At 61.5% G+C, this 16,677-nt stretch carries 14 protein-coding genes and 2 pseudogenes; 10 read left to right on the forward strand and 6 right to left on the reverse strand.

Annotation, left to right across the window (positions count from 1 at the left end):
* The coding region (locus tag AO692_RS11035; protein WP_054310120.1) for a DUF1403 family protein at window positions 1-759 on the forward strand (759 nt) is incomplete at its 5' end.
* 5 nt (window positions 760-764) lie between these two features.
* On the forward strand, window positions 765-1,469 hold the full coding sequence (locus AO692_RS11040) for an SMC-Scp complex subunit ScpB (protein WP_054310121.1): 705 nt from the start codon (window positions 765-767) through the stop codon (window positions 1,467-1,469).
* Between the two features lie 317 nt (window positions 1,470-1,786).
* Here AO692_RS11040 and AO692_RS11045 read toward each other — a convergent pair whose 3' ends face one another.
* From AO692_RS11045 to AO692_RS11060, 4 genes are all read right to left on the reverse strand, one after another.
* Window positions 1,787-4,789, reverse strand: coding sequence for a Tn3 family transposase (locus tag AO692_RS11045; RefSeq protein WP_054310122.1), 3,003 nt, complete (start codon window positions 4,787-4,789; stop codon window positions 1,787-1,789).
* 8 nt (window positions 4,790-4,797) lie between these two features.
* Window positions 4,798-5,406 carry a recombinase family protein gene (locus tag AO692_RS11050; protein ID WP_054310133.1) on the reverse strand — a complete coding sequence of 203 codons (609 nt, stop codon included), beginning with the start codon at window positions 5,404-5,406 and terminating at the stop codon, window positions 4,798-4,800.
* A 267-nt stretch (window positions 5,407-5,673) separates the two neighbouring features.
* Window positions 5,674-6,153 (reverse strand): SRPBCC family protein, encoded by a 480-nt coding sequence (locus tag AO692_RS11055; protein WP_054310123.1) that lies wholly within the window; start codon window positions 6,151-6,153, stop codon window positions 5,674-5,676.
* Window positions 6,137-6,487 carry a metalloregulator ArsR/SmtB family transcription factor gene (locus AO692_RS11060; protein WP_054310124.1) on the reverse strand — a complete coding sequence of 117 codons (351 nt, stop codon included), beginning with the start codon at window positions 6,485-6,487 and terminating at the stop codon, window positions 6,137-6,139. The genes AO692_RS11055 and AO692_RS11060 overlap by 17 nt, the downstream gene beginning before the upstream one ends.
* 104 nt (window positions 6,488-6,591) lie before the next feature.
* Between AO692_RS11060 and AO692_RS11065 the strand changes: the two genes are divergently transcribed.
* The 3 genes and pseudogenes from AO692_RS11065 to AO692_RS11075 all read left to right on the forward strand — a co-directional run.
* The gene (locus AO692_RS11065) at window positions 6,592-7,233 is read left to right on the forward strand and encodes a dihydrofolate reductase family protein (RefSeq protein WP_054310125.1); all 642 of its coding nucleotides are present in this window, start codon (window positions 6,592-6,594) and stop codon (window positions 7,231-7,233) included.
* Between the two features lie 438 nt (window positions 7,234-7,671).
* The gene (locus AO692_RS11070; RefSeq protein ID WP_054310126.1) at window positions 7,672-8,286 is read left to right on the forward strand and encodes a recombinase family protein; all 615 of its coding nucleotides are present in this window, start codon (window positions 7,672-7,674) and stop codon (window positions 8,284-8,286) included.
* A gap of 29 nt (window positions 8,287-8,315) precedes the next feature.
* Window positions 8,316-8,570 (forward strand): annotated as a pseudogene (locus tag AO692_RS11075) (DDE-type integrase/transposase/recombinase); the annotation flags it as partial.
* 87 nt (window positions 8,571-8,657) lie between these two features.
* Here AO692_RS11075 and AO692_RS11080 read toward each other — a convergent pair.
* Window positions 8,658-9,476: a DeoR/GlpR family DNA-binding transcription regulator gene (locus tag AO692_RS11080; protein ID WP_054310127.1), complete on the reverse strand. Its 819-nt coding sequence runs from the start codon at window positions 9,474-9,476 to the stop codon at window positions 8,658-8,660.
* A gap of 248 nt (window positions 9,477-9,724) precedes the next feature.
* Between AO692_RS11080 and AO692_RS11085 the strand changes: the two genes are divergently transcribed.
* From AO692_RS11085 to AO692_RS11105, 5 genes are read left to right on the forward strand one after another with little or no spacing between them, the layout of a single operon-like run.
* On the forward strand, window positions 9,725-11,134 hold the full coding sequence (locus AO692_RS11085; protein WP_082407320.1) for an NAD(P)/FAD-dependent oxidoreductase: 1,410 nt from the start codon (window positions 9,725-9,727) through the stop codon (window positions 11,132-11,134).
* Window positions 11,131-12,351, forward strand: a complete 1,221-nt coding sequence (locus tag AO692_RS11090; RefSeq protein ID WP_054310129.1) for an FAD-dependent oxidoreductase — start codon at window positions 11,131-11,133, stop codon at window positions 12,349-12,351. Before AO692_RS11085 ends, AO692_RS11090 begins: the two co-directional genes overlap by 4 nt.
* Entirely contained in the window at window positions 12,352-13,746 is a 1,395-nt protein-coding gene (locus AO692_RS11095) for an FGGY family carbohydrate kinase (RefSeq protein WP_054310130.1), read from the forward strand.
* A 39-nt stretch (window positions 13,747-13,785) separates the two neighbouring features.
* Window positions 13,786-14,142, forward strand: a complete 357-nt coding sequence (locus tag AO692_RS11100) for a DUF1937 family protein (RefSeq protein ID WP_054310131.1) — start codon at window positions 13,786-13,788, stop codon at window positions 14,140-14,142.
* A gap of 33 nt (window positions 14,143-14,175) precedes the next feature.
* Complete coding sequence (locus AO692_RS11105) at window positions 14,176-15,675, forward strand: amino acid permease (RefSeq protein WP_054310132.1); 1,500 nt, start codon at window positions 14,176-14,178, stop codon at window positions 15,673-15,675.
* A 147-nt stretch (window positions 15,676-15,822) separates the two neighbouring features.
* Here the strand turns inward: AO692_RS11105 and AO692_RS32230 are convergent.
* A pseudogene (locus tag AO692_RS32230) lies at window positions 15,823-16,677 on the reverse strand (IS5 family transposase); the annotation flags it as partial.

The raw sequence follows: 16,677 nt of genomic DNA on the forward strand, positions 1-16,677 counted from the left end.
AAGCAGGCGGGTCGCGTCGAGGACGAAGCGGCCTTGCGCGATGCCGTATTGCTCACAAGACCGGGTGACAATGTCGGTCCCGCCGGCCTTTTCCTTCTTGCTTGGCGGCGGCTGGCATCTCGGCCAGCGGACGATCTGCTGACGGAGAAAAATGTCGCGGCGGTGCTGGAAGATCTAGGTCTCACGCTCAACGAAGAGGCGGTCAGCGATCTGACAGACGATCTGCGACAGCTTGCCGCCAACACCGGCACGGTCGAAACGCTGGTCGGGGCCTTCGCGGCCGCGGAGCGTTACGGCTTCCGGCGCGTTCTCGGAGCCTGGCTTGCCGATGTCTTGCTCGCGCAGCAGTTAGGCTGGACACATGCAATCCCTTTGTTGGGCGCCGAAGCGACCTTAGTTGTGGGTACGGGCCGGGCGCGTCGACCAGTGACTGCCGCTCTGGCTGCCGGCGCCGAAACGGAAGCCCATTGGGCCAAAAGCCTGCTGGCGGCGCAGGCGCGCGCTGCGCTGCGCGCCATTGATCTTTTCGCCGAACTTGAGCGCCGCGCGGACCGGCTGCTTGCGGTCGCGCCGAAACTCCGAGCCAAGGCGGCGGACATAGTCGTCGAAAGACTCCTGTCCGACGACGCGATCGTCGCCTCGAAAAACATCGCTGGGATGAGTGATCGCGGTCTGCGCCGCCTGTTCGACCGCCTGGTCGAGCTCGGCGCCGTGCGCGAGCTGTCCGGCCGACCGACCTTCCGCATCTACGGGCTCTGACGACCATGGCGGAGGCAGCTCGCAGGCGAGGAGGGAGCCGGCCAGATGACCGTCGATCAGCTGACCAGCTGTTTGACCGGGAACTGGATCATCTGCCGCCGGAAGCGCGTTGGCGTGAATGGATGCACCGGGTCGAAGCAACGATCTTCGCCGCTAGCGAGCCGGTCGACCGCGAAATGCTCGCCCGCATCGTCGGGAAAAGCTGCAGCATTGATCTTCTCATCGACGACATCCGCGAGGAGCTGCGCGGCCGCCCTTACGATCTGGTTTCGGTCGCCGGCGGCTGGAAACATTTGACCCGGCCTGCCTATGCAGACGCCATCCGCGCTGCTGTAGGTGGAAGTGGGAAGACGGCCGACCTTACGCAGTCGGAGGTTTTGGTGCTGATGTGCATCGGCTACTTCCAGCCGATCACCCGCGCCGAACTGTCGTCCTTCTTCGGCAAGGAGATCAGTCGCGATTTTATTGGTCATCTGCGCGGTGCCGGCCTGATCGCTTCCGGTCCGCGCAGCCCAACGCCGGGCGCGCCGTACACCTATGTCACGACAAAAGAATTCCTGCTGGAGTTTGGCCTCGACACGCTGCGCGACCTGCCAGATTTCGAGGCGCTGGAGGATGCCGGACTGCTCAGCAAGGAGAAGCTGCTGGCGGGCGACATCATGCCCGACTTTTCCGGCGGCCAGGAGGAAGCCGCCGAGATCGAGCTCTAGCGTGCATCAGGCGGCGTCACCTCTTTTGAGCAACATGCTCGCCGCCGGTCGAAGTCGGATGACGAGGAATCGCGAAGTCGAGCCCGCGGCCTTCACGAGACTGAAGGCCGTGCCAAGGGAGCGGCGACGATCCCCGAACCCAGCCCTCGGTCCAACCCGCTCATTGGTCTCGCCCTCGCGCTGAGCTGGAATGCAACCCAAATCGAAAGCTTTCGAAGCTCGATTCACTGCGCAGCAAATATTTACATAGCGCTGCATATGCGGTAATTGTCTCGGGCTCTGAGTAGCAACGGAACAGAAAACACACACAAGCTCGCCTACAGGTCGTCGATGCCGACGTTTCTTGGATCGCGCAGCGGCCTGAGTTCGCCGCGCGCGATGATATCCGGCAGAGTGAAGGCGTAGCGCCCGAGCATGTTGATGTGGCCGAAGCTCAACGGCGAGAGGTGAGCGATGTCCTCGGGCTTCACCTCGTATCCTTCGGCGCGCAGCTGATTGAGGGCGACGTCCATGTAGATCGTGTTCCAGAGCACGATGACGTTGACCACCAGGCCTAGCGAACCGAGTTGGTCTTCCTGGCCGTCACGATAGCGCTGGCGGAGTTCGCCGCGCTTGCCATGGAAGATCACGCGGGCGAGCCTGTGGCGTCTTTCGCCGCGGTTCAACTGGATAAGGATGCGTCGGCGATAATTCTCGTCATCGATGAAGCGCAGTAGATAGAGCGTCTTGATCAGGCGCCCGAGTTCCTGAAGCGCGCGGGCCAGCCTCGTCGGCCGATCGTTAGTCTGGAGGGGCCGCGTGAGACCGGCGGCCCGCACGACGCCGAGTTTCAACGAACCTGCAAGTCGCAGAAGGTCGTCCCAGTGTTCGGCGATGAGACGCATGTTGATCCTGTTCGACGCAAGATCATCGAGCAGACCGTAATCGGCTTTCTTATCCACCCGCCAGAAGCGGGCGCCGCCGATGTCGGCTATGCGAGGGCTGAACTGATAACCGAGGAGATGGAAGATTCCGAAGATCGTATCGGTATAGCCCGCCGTGTCCGTCATGATCTCGGTGGGAGAAAGCTCGGTTTCCTGCTCCAGGACGAGAGCCAGAAGATAAAGGCTGTCGCGCAGTGTTCCGGGAATGGTGATCGCATTGAGGCCGGTGAACTGGTCGGATGCCAGATTGTACCAAGTGACGCCACGCTCATGCCCGAAGTAGTGGGGATTGGGGCCGGAATGAATGGTTCGCACCGGCACGACGAACCGTAGACCATCGGCCGAGGCGACGTCTCCGCCTCCCCAGGAATGCGCCAGCGGAACCGTGTTCTGCGCCGCCACCAGCGCGGCATTGGCCGCGGTCAGCGTTTCGGTGCGCAGGAAGTTCTGCTTCACCCAGCTTAGACGCGAGCGGCGAAGTGCCGGGCTGTCCAGCCGGACAAGCGGCTCGAAACCGGTATTGCAGGCCTCCGACACGAGAACGGCGCAGACGCTCGTCGCGATGTCCTCGGCGCGTGAGCCACCCTCGCTCGCATGGGTAAAGAGATCGGCAAAGCCGGTCCGTGCCTGTATTTCGAGGATGAGTTCGGGCAAATCGACCCGCGGGAGCCGGGCCTCGACAGCGGCGCGGAGCGCGACCAGACTCGGCGGCTCCTCGATCTTGTCGAGTCGGGCGACTGACAGATCGGTGCCGGCAGGCGTCGTCTCGATTGACAGGGCCGGATGGGCAGGCGCGCGAGCGGCGGTTTCGCGATAGGCAAGATCGAGACGTGTCGAGAGCCGGGCCAGTTCCTCGTCGGCCGACGCCGAGACGCCTACCGTGCGACAGACGGCGGGGCGGGCGGCTTCCCAAGCCGCGCCAGACAGGAGCCCCTTGCGCGGATCGGCGTAGCGCAGCGACCGGGATGCAAAGATATCCCGCCGGCGGATCGTGCGCCGGAGTTGGTCGAGCACGCACAGACGATAGCCGAACAGATCGATCTTGCCGTCGGCCGCTTTCAACTGGCCAGCCCACTCTTTGGGCGCGAAGGCGGTTGGCGCGGGTCCGGAACGTTTGCCGCCATCCTGAACGGCACGCACATGTTCGACGGCGTCGAGGAGGGACTTTCCCGCCGGAGCGGCGGCGAGGTCGAGCCCCCGCAGCAGTGCGGACGCGAAGCGAAACTGCCCGCGATGTTTCCTGAGTTCGCCGAAATAGACGTCATCAGGCGGCTCGGCGAGCGCGCCGACCTTGTCATAGGCGGCTTCGAGCAGGTCACGGCCAACCGTCTCAAAGATGACCGCGCGGACCTGAGCATCCGGCGTTGCCTCGTCGAACAGCACGGCGGTAGCGTCGCGCAGCTTCAGGGCAGCGGCGTCGAGGTCGCGAAGCGAGCGCATCCGCGCTTCTCTCGACACTGCCTGCGCGTTGGAAAAGATCGTCGTGGTGACGACGTCGAACAGATCGATGACGTCGTCGCTCGCGCTGGATTCGAGCGTCCGGATGAAGGCGAGAAGCGTCGCGGTCCGCCGATCGGCGGGAAGGCGGGCGACCGCCTGCGCCTTGGCGGCCGACGCGAAGCGGGCAAGCGCATTGATGCGTCCGGGCGGTAGCCGGTCGATCTCCGGCAGACCTTGCGTGATTACACGAATCTCTTCAAGGCGCGTCAGCGCCCGGCTGATCTCAGGTCCGCTCTGGATGTAAGGACCATCGCGAAGCCGGTCGAGCGGGCTCTGGCGTGCACCTTGCGGCACGGCCACGAGAGTATCGAGACGCTCGCGCTGTTCTGGCGTCACCTTGTCAACGAGGCGGCGGAACAAACGGGCGTTGGCACGGGAGCGAATACGGGAGACCGTCCGCTCAAGCACCGACAGTCCCGGCAGCAATACCTTGTTTGCGAGCAGCCAGGAAACAGCGCGATCGAACAGCGCCGAGGGCCGGTCGGTGCCGGTCCAGCAAAGGGCGTAAAGAAAGCGACTCAGCCGGAATGACACGCCGGGCGCGGTGATAGTGCGATAGCCGTAGCGGTCCCGAATGCGAGGGATATGCCGCCAGCGAGCCCGGTCGTTCGCATAGGCGACAATCGCCCCCCGATCATCGAGACCGAGTTGCTCGGCCGCGTAGCCGACGACCGACGTCGGCGCGGTCGCCGGGTCTTCCAGAAACATTCCGAGCAGGCGCACCGATCCGAGCTGGACGGCGACACCCAAACGGTTGCGATCGCCCCGATGCTCGGCAACAAACGCCCGATCGGCGTCGTCGAGATGAAAATACCGTACCAGCTGGTCGGAGGATGGTTCGTCCGTGAAACGACCGTAGCGCCGGACCTGGTCCTCGGTGAGGAAGCTGACCGGCACGGGCTCTCCTATTTCGTGGTGACCGAACGCTTCTTGAGAAGATCCGCCGCACGCGGGCGAGCTTGGCCCTTGCTGTCGACATAGGCATAGAGCGTCGACAGCGAGACGCCGAGCTGGGTGGCGACATCGCGGGCGCTGTTGTCCCGGTCCGCCATCATCGCCATCGCGGTCTTAAGCTTCGGCCGGGTCATCATCCGCGGCCGTCCGCCGGTGCGACCCCGTGCTCGCGCAGCCGCCAGACCCGCCATGGTGCGTTCGTAAATGAGATCGCGCTCGAACTCGGCGAGCGTCGCGAAGATGCCGAAGACGAGACGCCCCGTCGCCGTGGTCGTGTCGACGTCACCGGTCAGCACCTTCAGCCCGATACCCTGTTTCTGAAGCTCGCCGACAAGCCCGACGACGTGCGGCAAGGAGCGACCGATCCGGTCCAGTTTCCAGACGACGAGCGCGTCGCCGTCACGAGCGTTGTCGAGCACTTGGGCAAGGCCGGGCCGCGCAACCGAGCGACCCGAACAGACATCCTGGTAGATTTTCCGGCAGCCGGCCTTCTCGAGCGCATCGCGCTGGAGGTCAAGGCTCTGCTCGGCCGTCGATACCCGCATATAGCCGATCAGCATGATGATCTGCGTCCCTTCGTTTATCAACCTATCGAGGGGCAGGTTTTCTGACTATAGGTTTATCCAAGACTTTATATGAAATCGACGCATCATTGCCCCAGGATCGCCGGTGTGTCGTTCCGTGGTGCAATAAACCGGGGTTTGTTGGAGAGGTGGCTGCGGCAGCCTTCGACCCCCATTCTCGCCGTTCGGGTAGGGCGGTAAATGTCCTGAAAGCGGTCGAACATGGTACTTTACCGGCGACCGCCAACTTCCAAATGGCCACATTCAAGCATCCAGCCAGGCGGCGAGGCCGTCCAGCGTCTGCAGCCCATATTCCACCGCGCCGAAGTCGATGACCACCTGCCGCCGCTCGCGACTGGGGTGAAGCTGGCGCATGGTCAGCACGGTCTTGCCGTCAGCCTGTTCATCGAAAGTAATTGTCATGTAGCAGCGCTCGGGATCGTCGGGCTCCGGACTACCGTAGTCCACCACGATCAGTTCGTTGGGGACGATCTTGAGGAAGCGCATCAGATTGGGGAAGCGCTGCTGTTGGCCCTCGAACTCGCCCACCATGTCGAAGCGCCATAATCCACCCTCGCGGATATCGGCCTCATGGTTCTCGATGACGAGGCCGGCCGGGCCATACCATTGTGCCAGCGCTTCTGGATCCATCCAGGCGGCGAAAACCTTGCGGCGCGGGTGCTTCAGCACCTTGACCAGAACGATCTCACGGTCGAGCGACCAGGTCTCAAACAGCTTTTCCATCGAAATTCCCTTCCGCCTTGTCCAGATAGGCTTCCAATCGGTCGAGCCGCTCGGCCCAGCGTCGCCGCTCCGCTTCCATCCAGTTTGCAGCCTCCTCGAAGCGCGCCCGCTCAAGCCGGCACCAGCGGCTTCGCCCGCGCTTTTCGCTGGCGATCAATCCGCAATCTTCCAGCACTTTGAGATGCTGGGCGAAGGAGGGCAGCGCCATGTCGAAGGGCTCGGCCAGAACACTGACCCGCATCTCCCCTTCGGCAAGCCGCGACACCACGGCGCGGCGGGTCGGGTCGCTGAGAGCATGAAAGGCAAGGTCGAGCGGGGTCGAATGATAAGGCATGCGCCAGGGTAGAGCGGGTCGGGCACGTGCGTCAATAATAAGGCACTTGCCTTTGCATGCTGGAGCCATTAATAAGGCATATACCTTACTATTAGGAGAGGCAAATGGCAGTTCGTGTCGATCTCAACATTTCCCTGGACGGTTTCGCTACAACCACAGATCAGACGCCAGAGAATCCGTTTGGCGCTGACTGGCCGCGTCTGGTTGCTGCTTATGCTGCTACCCGAACGGTGCGTGAGCGCGTGTTCAAAGACACGTCCGGAACGGGCACCACCGGCGTCGATGAGCAATATGCACAGGCATATTTCTCAAATATTGGTGCCGAGATTATCGGCGCCGGCATGTTCGGATTTCACGCTCACCCAAACGATCCCGACTGGCGCGGTTGGTGGGGAGAAGAACCTCCGTTCCACGTCCCGGTCTTTGTCCTCACGCATAAGGCGCGGTCTCCCATCGAGATGGCTGGAGGCACCACGTTTCATTTTCTGAACACGTCCCTTGCCGATGCACTCCGGCAGGCGGCGAGGGTCGCTGACGGTAAGGATATACGCATCGGCGGCGGACCCACCGTCGTCCGCGACTATCTCAAGGCCGGCCTTGTCGATAGTCTGCATGTCGCCGTCACACCCATCCTGCTCGGGCGCGGCATACGCCTCTGGGACGAGTTGCGCGGGTTGGAGGCCGGCTACACCGTTAAGACAGAAACAGCCGAGAGTGGGACTGTCCACCTCACTTTCCAGCGCTAGCCGCCGGCCAGCGATTTACGGCGATCATGGATCGTTCAACTTGATCGATGGCCGCCTTCTCCTTTTCTGCGCTCGGACGTGTCCAAGTTTTCCTGGTTACATAACCGAAAGCAGACCGACTCTCCCCACCCCAGAACCGCGGTTCACCAATAGGCACGCCCGTCCTCGGGGCGGATTGGCATGGCTTATGTGTATTTTCTGCTCCGCTGCTACTCAAAGCCCGCGTATAGTGTTTGAGCAAGTCCGCCTGCGAGGTCGGCAGGCGCAATAGCGCGTCCTTCTGCCGATCGGTTAGAGTGACACGACGCGGCATCGATGTTCCTTTTTCAAAACTTGATGATGTTCAAGATGCTTTGTTTATGAAGCTGGTTGAGATACATTTCCAGAGGCCGATGCAATCGTGGCCGGCGCGCCGCCTCAAACCAACGTTTAAGAAACATGCTGATCGGATACGCCCGAGTCTCCAAAGCCGATGGCTCCCAGTCCCTCGACCTGCAGCAGGATGCCCTGCGCGCCGCCGGCGTCGAACAGGACAATATCTATGAGGATCGCGCTTCCGGCGGCCGCGACGATCGCCCCGGTCTGGCCGCCTGCCTGAAATCCTTGCGCGCCGGCGATGTGCTGGTGGTCTGGAAGCTCGATCGCCTCGGGCGGTCGCTCGCCCACCTGGTCAACACCGTGAAGGATCTGTCGGACCGCAAAATCGGCCTGCGAGTGCTGACCGGAAAGGGTGCCCAGATCGATACCACGACCGCTTCCGGCCGCATGGTGTTCGGCATTTTTGCTACCCTCGCCGAGTTCGAACGGGATCTGATCCGGGAACGCACCATGGCCGGTCTTGCCGCCGCCAGAGCACGCGGACGAAAGGGCGGGCGAAAATTCGCGCTTACCAAAGCCCAGGTGCGTCTCGCCCAGGCCGCCATGGCGCAACGCGACACTTCCGTTTCCGATCTGTGCAAGGAACTCGGGATCGAGCGCGTCACTCTATATCGCTATGTCGGCCCGAAGGGCGAACTCAGGGACTATGGGAAGCGCGTCCTCGGCTTAGCGTAGGATTTCGCCCCCTCCCGCAAACGACCCCCGATCACGGCAAGCTGAAGCAACTGATCAAACCGGTGAGAGGGTTCAAGACGCTGAAAACGGCCTATGCGACGATCAAAGGTTTCGAGGTCATGCGCGCTTTGCGCAAAGGACAGGCTGCGATTTTCAACCTGACGGGCGACGTCCGTGGAGAAGCACGCATCGTTGAACGTGCTTTCGGCATCGGACCGAGCGCGCTGACGGAGGCTGTAGCACTGCTCGCTCAGAATTTCGAAAACCGCGAGGCTGCCAGGTAATCGATGTCCCGACCAACGGCCATCATAACCAAAATGGAAGTTTGCAACAGAGCCGATCCGTGCACCAAAGCCGTCAGGAGCTACAATTTACAGCAATTTCGATTTAGATGACCGCGTTCGGGAGTCTAAGCATTGGGTTGTGATAATGGCTAAAGTGCCAGCCATTTCCATGGCGTGTGCGATGTTTGCCGGCGGTTCGGCGTCTGTGACGAGGCGGCTCACGTGATCCCACCCGGCCACCTCGAATATGCCGCGTTTGTTGAATTTCGAAGCATCGGCGAGCACGGTCACCGTCTCAACCCGCTCGATCATCGCTCTGGCGATCTGCGTTTCCGCCTCATCGAAGTCCAGCAGACCCGTTCCATCCAGCGCGCCGACGGTCAGGAATGCGTGGCGTGCTCGAAAGCGGGCGATCTGCTCGACCGCCAGGGAGCCGACCGTTTCTGACGCATCCATGCTGAACGCACCACCGATCAGAAAGACCTTGTTGTCACCGCCGGCGGATACGAGCGATGCAATGCGAGTGCTGTTTGTAATCACCGTCAGGCCCGATAATCCGGCGATGGCTTCGGCGAACAGAACGGTCGTCGTCCCGGTATCGATGAAAAGACTGTCTCCTGGGGACAGGAGGCTTGCAGCCGCCTTTGCGATTTGGCGCTTGGCCGAGAGGTTTTCGGCCATCCGTGCCGCAAATGGTCCTTCACCGCCAATCTCCATTGCAGCGATGGAGCGGAGTTTGGCTCCGCCATGGAACTTCTGAAGCCTGCCCAACTCGTCGAGGCCGACCAGATCCCGGCGGATCGTCTCGCGCGAGACCTCGAGCTCGTCGGCAAGTTGATCCACGCTGACCTCGCCGCGACGGGTGACAAGCCGGATTATCTCTTCGTGACGCTCGTGTGGACGCACTGGTGAACCTCTCCGATAACGCCTGATCTCATTGCTGCAACATGCCCGAACGGGCAAAAAACACAGGAATGTGTCCACATATAGCGACCGAATGGTCGAGATGCAAAGCATTCAGATATGAAAAAATCCTCGTATATTCAACGTTGAAGGGGTGCATGACGAGGTCTGAGAGGATTCCCGCTTTACAGAATGATGCGGTTATTGTTACCGTTCAGTCATAAATCGCCCAAACGGTAGGAATTTATGTTGTGAACGCACAATCGCAACTCTCCGGCAGTGAGCTTTTCGACGTCGCGATCATCGGGGCCGGTATCGTCGGCTGCGCGGTTGCCCGAAGGTTCGCTCTTGCGGGCGCGAAAGTCGCCCTCATCGAGAAGGGCTCCGACATTCTTTCGGGCGCATCCAAGGCAAACAGCGCGATCCTTCACACAGGGTTCGATGCACCCAAGGCAAGCCTCGAACTCGCATTGGTTCAGGCTGGGCGACAGGAATACCTCGATATCCATCAGGACATGAATTTGCCCCTGGTCGAAACAAGCGCTCTTGTTTGCGCCTGGACTCCCGATGAAGCCTCGAAGCTCGAAGGGATCACCGAGCAGGGGCGCCAGAACGGGATCGACCGTCTCCGGTTGTTGACCTCTGCAGAAGCGCGCACTGTGGAGCCCGGATTGGCACACAATCTGGTTGCAGCGCTTCATGTTCTCGATGAACACGTCATCGATCCGTGGTCAGCGCCCCTTGCTTACGTCAATCAGGCGATTGCGCTTGGCGCAAACGTCCTTCGCCAGTGCGAGGTACGGGCAGGGGCATTCGACGGGACGTGGCTGCTCGAAACCAACCGGGGCGACATCAGGTCAAAATGGGTGGTCAACGCAGCAGGTCTTTTCGGCGACCATGTCGATGCCCGTCTGGGATTCCAGCCCGAGTTCCTGATCAAGCCTCGCAAAGGCCAGTTCGTCGTCCTCGACAAGGCGGCATCACGGCAGCTGAAGACCATTATTCTCCCGGTGCCGAACGAGATCACCAAGGGTGTCGTCGTCTGTCCGACGGCATTCGGCAACATTCTGGTCGGTCCCACTGCCGAAGAACAGGACGATCGCATCCGGGCGACAGTCGAACATGACACGCTCGCGGCGCTCGTTGCGCATGGAAGCAAGCTCGTCCCCGGTCTCGCCCATATTCCGGTCACTGCGGTTTATGCGGGCCTGCGTCCCGCGACGGAGAAGAAGGAATACCGCGTCATCCATCGCGCCGGGCACAATGCCATCACCCTTGGCGGGATTCGTTCCACCGGGCTCAGTTCCGCCCTCGGCCTCGCACAACATGCTCTGAAGCTTCATGGCGGTGCAGAGCGCGGCGAGTTCGCCTCCAGTGCGACACCGAAGGTGCACATGCCGAATCTTGCCGAGAGCAGACCGCGGGACTGGCAAGCCGCAAACCACGGCGACATCGTCTGCCACTGCGAGATGGTCACACGCCGCGAGATCGAAGCCACACTGAGCAGCCCGCTTCCGCCCGGTGATTTCGGCGGCCTGCGACGGCGCACGCGCGCAGGGATGGGGCGCTGCCAAGGCTTCTACTGCAACGCCAGGCTCGCCGAAATCAGCAAGGGCTATCTCGCTACACCGCTTGCGGTCGAGCAGGAGGGCGGCAAATGAACCGGTCCGACGTTATCATTGTCGGCGGAGGTCCTTCCGGTGTCGCAGCCGCAATTGCGATGCGAAAGGCCGGCGTTGGCAAAATCACGCTCCTCGAGAGGGAGCGTTACCTTGGCGGAGCGACGCGGCACTGCGGCCATTCGCCCTTTGGAATGCTCGAGTTCGGCCGCGTCTATCTGGGCGCTGCCTATGGCCGCCGCCTAGAGCGGGAGATCGCCAGGCACGACATCGATCTGCGATACGGTCACTCTGTTGCCCAACTGGGAGAAGATGGCGAACTCCTCGTTGCGAACCCCGATGGCCTTCAGACCCTGTCGGCCAAGCGCGTGCTTATGACGACCGGGGTGCGGGAGACCACACGCGCCGCACGGTTCGTGACAGGCGACCGTCCGGTCGGCATCGTCACGACAGGCACCTTGCAGGCCTATGCCGCCTTCCACAACATGATGCCGTTCCATCGCCCGGTCATTGTCGGATCGGAACTCGTTACGCTCTCCGCGATCTGGACATGCCTCAGCCATGGCGCCCGTCCCGCCGCAGTCCTTGAGCCGAGATCGCATTCCCTAGTGCGCGCGCCACTGAACTGGTTTCCGCCCCTGATGGGTGTTCCATTCCATCGCGATGCGCAGGTTGTCGATATTCTCGGCCGCGGCCGCGTTGAGGCCGTACGGATCAAGCGCGGCGATATCGTCGAAACAATCGAATGCGACGGCATTCTGTTTTCCGGCGGGTTTACGCCAGAGGCCTCGCTATTCCTGACCTCCGGGCTAGCCGTCGACTTGGGTAGCGCGGGCCCGGCTGTCGATCAGGACGGCCGCTGCGAAAACCCCCGCTATTTCGCTGCGGGCAATGTGCTGCGAGCCGTCGAGACCGGAGGATGGGCGTTCCGCGAGGGCAGGGCCATCGGAACGGCCCTCGCGGCGGACCTGCTTGGCGACCCGGCAAGGGCCGCTCCGACGAAGGTCACCTACGACGCTCCTATCAAGCTTGTCGTGCCGAGCCTCCTGCGAAGCGGTTCAGCGCTTCCCGGTGGCCTGAAGGACTTTCAACTGCGCTTCCAGCGCAGGGTTGAGGGGACGCTCTCGTTGTCCATCGATGGACGCGAGGTTTGGCAGCGCAACGCAATATGGCGGCCGGAAAGCCGGATCATCGTCCCACGACCAAACAATTCGACGGGCGCGCAAAGCGTCCACTTCGGCTTCAGGGAGGAAGTTTGAATGCGTGTCGCATCGATAGACCAAGGAACGACATCGACCCGATGCCTGGTCGTGGAGGACGGAGGCGAATGGAAGATCGTCGCCAGCCGCAAGCACGGCCAGGACCACCCGTTCGCGGGCTGGGTCGAGCACGATCCGCACGAGCTTCTGAAGAATATCGTCACCGTTCTGGATGCAGCCGGGACGGTCGATGCGGTCGCAATCGCAAACCAGGGGGAGAGCTGCCTGGCATGGGATGCCGAGACCAAGGAAGCGCTTTCACCCGTGATCGTGTGGCAGGATTCCCGAACGACGAAGTATCTCGCCGATCTGGGCAGCGACGCCGAGGAAACCTCCAAGCGCATCTGCGGTTTTCCGCTCGATCCGTATTTCTCAGCCAGCAAGCTCGCCTGGCTCCTCCGTCATGTTCCGAGCATCGAGGAAGCCTACAAGGCAGGCCGACTTCGTCTCGGGACGACAGACGCATTCTTCCTCGATTCTCTGGCGGACATCTTCGCCACCGATCTCGCGACAGCGTCGCGGACCGGTCTTCTTGATCTTGCGACGGGCACGTGGAGCGACGAGCTTTGCACCTTGCACGGCGTTCCCAGGGAATGCCTCCCGCGTATCGCGAACGTGGACGATGATTTTGGCCAGATTAACGGCATTCCCGTAAAAGCCTCCATCGTCGACCAGCAAGCAGCCCTGTTCGGTCATGGATGCCGGAAGCCCGGTGACTGCAAGATAACGTTTGGAACCGGAGCATTTCTCCTCGCCGTGAGCGGCAACGAACGCCCACCACAGTCGGAGTTGCTTCCGACCGTCGCCTGGGCGCTGAAGGACAGCGGCACGGCCTTTGCCATCGAAGGCGGCGTCTACGACGCGGGCTCAGCGCTGGAATGGGCCAGAAATATCGGCCTCTATTCTGCGCTGGAAGAGCTGGGCGTATTCGAGGGGCCATCGGCGCTGAGCCGCGGGATCATCTTCGTCCCGGCTCTGTCAGGTCTCGCAGCCCCATATTGGGACCGAACCGCCGCGCCCATGTTCATCGGCATGGACCACGCCACGGATCGGCGTGACCTCGTCCGCGCGGTCCTGGAAGGCATCGCAATGCTGACTGTCGGGCTGATCAAGGCCGCCTCCGAGGTCACGGATCTCGGTCCCAGCATTTCGATCGACGGTGGATTGTCGCAAAGCGCCTACTTCGCCCAGTTCCTCGCATCGGCCAGCGCCCGCACCATCACCGTCCCGGCGATGCACGAACTGACGGCCCTCGGGCTCGCGGAATTCTGTGGCCTCGACGTCACCGCAGCCCGCGACAGGAGCGTGCGTTACGAACCCGACGGATCGGTCACCGAGGCACACCACGCGTTGTTCAAGAAAGCCGTCGAGCGATCGCGCGGCTGGCGCGACTGACGCACCACCGAACGCTTAAAATCCAGGAGTTTATGCTGCATGCGAAAGATATTTCTCGCAGGCCCGTATGGTCATGCCGATCGTGAGGTCGTCGACCGCAGGTTCAACGAGGCGAATGCGGTCGCCGCCAAGATCGCTCGGAGCGGATCGACCGTCTTCAGCCAGATTTCCATGTCCCATCCGATCAACGGCCACCTGTCGGATCTCGACAAGGCGGCCATCGGCAAACTGTGGGCTCCGATCGACCAGGTCTTCATGGAAGCCATGGACGAGATCGTCGTGATCGACGGCCCGGGCTGGCAGGAGAGCGCCGGTGTCAAGCGGGAGATGGAGTTTTTTGAATCCAAGGGGCGTCGCGTCAGCCTCTGGAGCGATGTCGAACACGAGTTCGCTTAACCGACGCAACTGGGCAAGAAACAGGGGAATTCAATGACTACAGTATCCACTCCCGGCTCCGCGCCTGGGCAAACCGATCACGACCATCTCAAGCGCGACGTCACGCCGTTCCAGTCGTTCGCGGTCGCGTTCGGCTTCGTCTCGATCGCCACGGGCATCTTTACCGCCTATGGCGCAATGCTCTCGAGTTCCGGCCCGATGGGCATCTGGACCTGGCCCGTCGTCGTCATCGGCCAGCTCATGGTCGCATTGATCATCGGTTCGCTTGCCGCCCGTATTCCGGTAACCGGCTACATCTACCAGTGGGCATCGCGTCTGACCAATCCGGTCTTCGGCTGGATCATGGGCTGGATCGGGTTTACCTTCCTTGCCGTGGTCCTTGTCGCGGTCGACTATACGATCGCCTCGACCGTCCTTCCGGTCCTGCTCAGCTATGGGGGGACTGCCGAGAACGCCTGGTGGATCACCAGTGTCGTGATCATCGCGCAGGCCGTCATGATCGCCTTCTCGACGAAGTTCACCCAAAAATTCAACGCCGTCGCGGTAACCATCCAGCTCGTCGGCATGATCGGTCTCGTCGTGTTGCTGTTTGCTGTCGGCGCCTACAACAATGAACTCAACTTCTCGAACCTTTTCAGCACCGGAAGCGTCGCGCAGGAGGGCTACTATTCGCTCGGCACGCTGACGAGCGTTGGTCCCTGGATCATGGGTACACTCCTCGGTGCGTTCACGATCGTCGGTTTCGAATCCGCGGCGAACCTTGCTGAGGAGACCCGCGATCCCGCGCGTGTCGTGCCCAAGGCCATGTGGCAGGCTGTCCTGAGCCTCGGCACTATCGGCATGCTATTTCTCATCGCCGTCACGGCGCTGCTCGGCGACCTGACCGCGATCAGCGGCTCTGCGACCCCGATTGCCGACGTCATCAACCGCGTTCTCGGACCGGTTCTCGGCAATCTCCTTCTGGTGCTGGTCGTCATCTCGATCTTCTCCTGCGGCCTCGTCATCCTGCTGAGCGGCACCCGTCTCGTTTGGGCCATGTCTCGTGATGAGCGCTTCCCAGGCTGGCAGCTGTGGCATCGCATCAGCCCTTCGTTGAAGACGCCTGTGAACGCTACCGTGTTCATGGCCGTCGTCGGCCAGGTCATCCTTGCTTTGTTCGCGAAACAGACGGATGCGCTATTCGCACTGTTTTCGGCTGCAACCTTGCTTCCGGCAATCATCTATGCGGTCACCATCCTAATCTACGCGTTCCAGCGCACCAATTTGCCGCCAAGCCAAGGCTTTCGTCTTGGAGCATGGGAAACACCGGTGCTCATGGTGGCTATCCTCTGGCTCGCATTCGAACTCGCGATTTTCCGCGATGCATCGTTTGCGAAACCATGGTCCTATGTTGCAATCATGTTCGCGATCGGCGTGGTCTACCTGGTGTTCCTGCTTGCAACACGCGGGGGAACGAAGAGCCTCAAAATGCCCGACATGATCTCGGTTGACGCCATCCTCGATGCCGACAAGGGCGAGGAAGCCTTGCACTGATGACCAGATGAAAAAGCCGGCGCCATAGCGTCGGCTTTTTTAATTCGCGATGAACTCGGTGGGCACAGCCGTAGCCGTTTGAAACGGCTTTGGTGCACGGATCTGGAGCACGGCGGATCTCGATCTTTGATTGTTTGATGACGTGGGCTACGCTCGCTTTGCCTTGCGGCGGACGGACTTCGGGCGTGCGCAGGCAAGCATGCGGTTGAGGACGGCGCAGCCGATGGCGACTTCCGTCTGCTGAACGTGAAACGACCGAGCCCGCAGACGCGGTCCGATGATGGATTTGTATCGTCCGATGGCGGTCTCGACCCGCGCACGCTTGCCGTAGCCGGTGGAAGCTTGCCACTTCATCCGCCCGTCTCTGCTTATCGCGGCGATATGCTGATCTCTTTGGCCGAGAGATCGATTGCCGGCCGGTTCGACCGCATTGACCCGTGGCGGAATGACGATGGCAACATCGGCACTGTGGTTGATGATCGCGTCGTAGATGGGCTTTCCATCATAGGCACCATCGGCGGTTAACCGTCCGATTGGACCGTCGATCTGATTGAGAAGTGGCCCCACCTGCGAGGCATCGCCTGTGTCCTGGTCGGTCATTGTGTGGGCGATGATCTCGCCGCTATCGGCATCCAGCGCCAGATGCAGTTTGCGCCAACCGCGACGGGATTTGGCGCGCCATGTTTCTCCTTCAGCCACTGGCCCGCGCCATAGATTTGAAGGCCGGTACTATCGACAAGAACATGCACCCGTCCGCCCAGAGGAACCTGAGGATGCTGCCGTTTGCTGGGCGATTGCCATGTCCGTGTCCGACGGCTGAGCGTGGTATGATCGGGGACGGAGAGTGCCAATCCCATCAATTGCAATACCGATTCAAGGAAGCCTTCGGCCTGGCGTAGCCGCAGTCCGAACACCATGCCCGGGGACAAGGCTGTCTCGATGGCAAGATCAGAATAGCGAGGCTGGCCACCACGCGTTGTTCGTCGTGGAGCAACCCATATG

The organism is Mesorhizobium sp. 1M-11, assembly GCF_001303895.1.
Lineage (GTDB): Bacteria > Pseudomonadota > Alphaproteobacteria > Rhizobiales > Rhizobiaceae > Mesorhizobium.

Excerpts from the sequence above, each read along its gene's own strand:
- AO692_RS11090 (WP_054310129.1), top strand. The coding sequence starts at position 11,131 with ATGAACCGGTCCGACGTTATCATTGTCGGCGGAGGTCCTTCCGGTGTC.
- AO692_RS11050 (WP_054310133.1), bottom strand. The coding sequence starts at position 5,406 with ATGCTGATCGGCTATATGCGGGTATCGACGGCCGAGCAGAGCCTTGAC.
- AO692_RS11100 (WP_054310131.1), top strand. The coding sequence starts at position 13,786 with ATGCGAAAGATATTTCTCGCAGGCCCGTATGGTCATGCCGATCGTGAG.
- AO692_RS11060 (WP_054310124.1), bottom strand. The coding sequence starts at position 6,487 with ATGCCTTATCATTCGACCCCGCTCGACCTTGCCTTTCATGCTCTCAGC.
- AO692_RS11055 (WP_054310123.1), bottom strand. The coding sequence starts at position 6,153 with ATGGAAAAGCTGTTTGAGACCTGGTCGCTCGACCGTGAGATCGTTCTG.
- AO692_RS11040 (WP_054310121.1), top strand. The coding sequence starts at position 765 with ATGGCGGAGGCAGCTCGCAGGCGAGGAGGGAGCCGGCCAGATGACCGT.
- AO692_RS11095 (WP_054310130.1), top strand. The coding sequence starts at position 12,352 with ATGCGTGTCGCATCGATAGACCAAGGAACGACATCGACCCGATGCCTG.
- AO692_RS11105 (WP_054310132.1), top strand. The coding sequence starts at position 14,176 with ATGACTACAGTATCCACTCCCGGCTCCGCGCCTGGGCAAACCGATCAC.
- AO692_RS11070 (WP_054310126.1), top strand. The coding sequence starts at position 7,672 with ATGCTGATCGGATACGCCCGAGTCTCCAAAGCCGATGGCTCCCAGTCC.
- AO692_RS11065 (WP_054310125.1), top strand. The coding sequence starts at position 6,592 with ATGGCAGTTCGTGTCGATCTCAACATTTCCCTGGACGGTTTCGCTACA.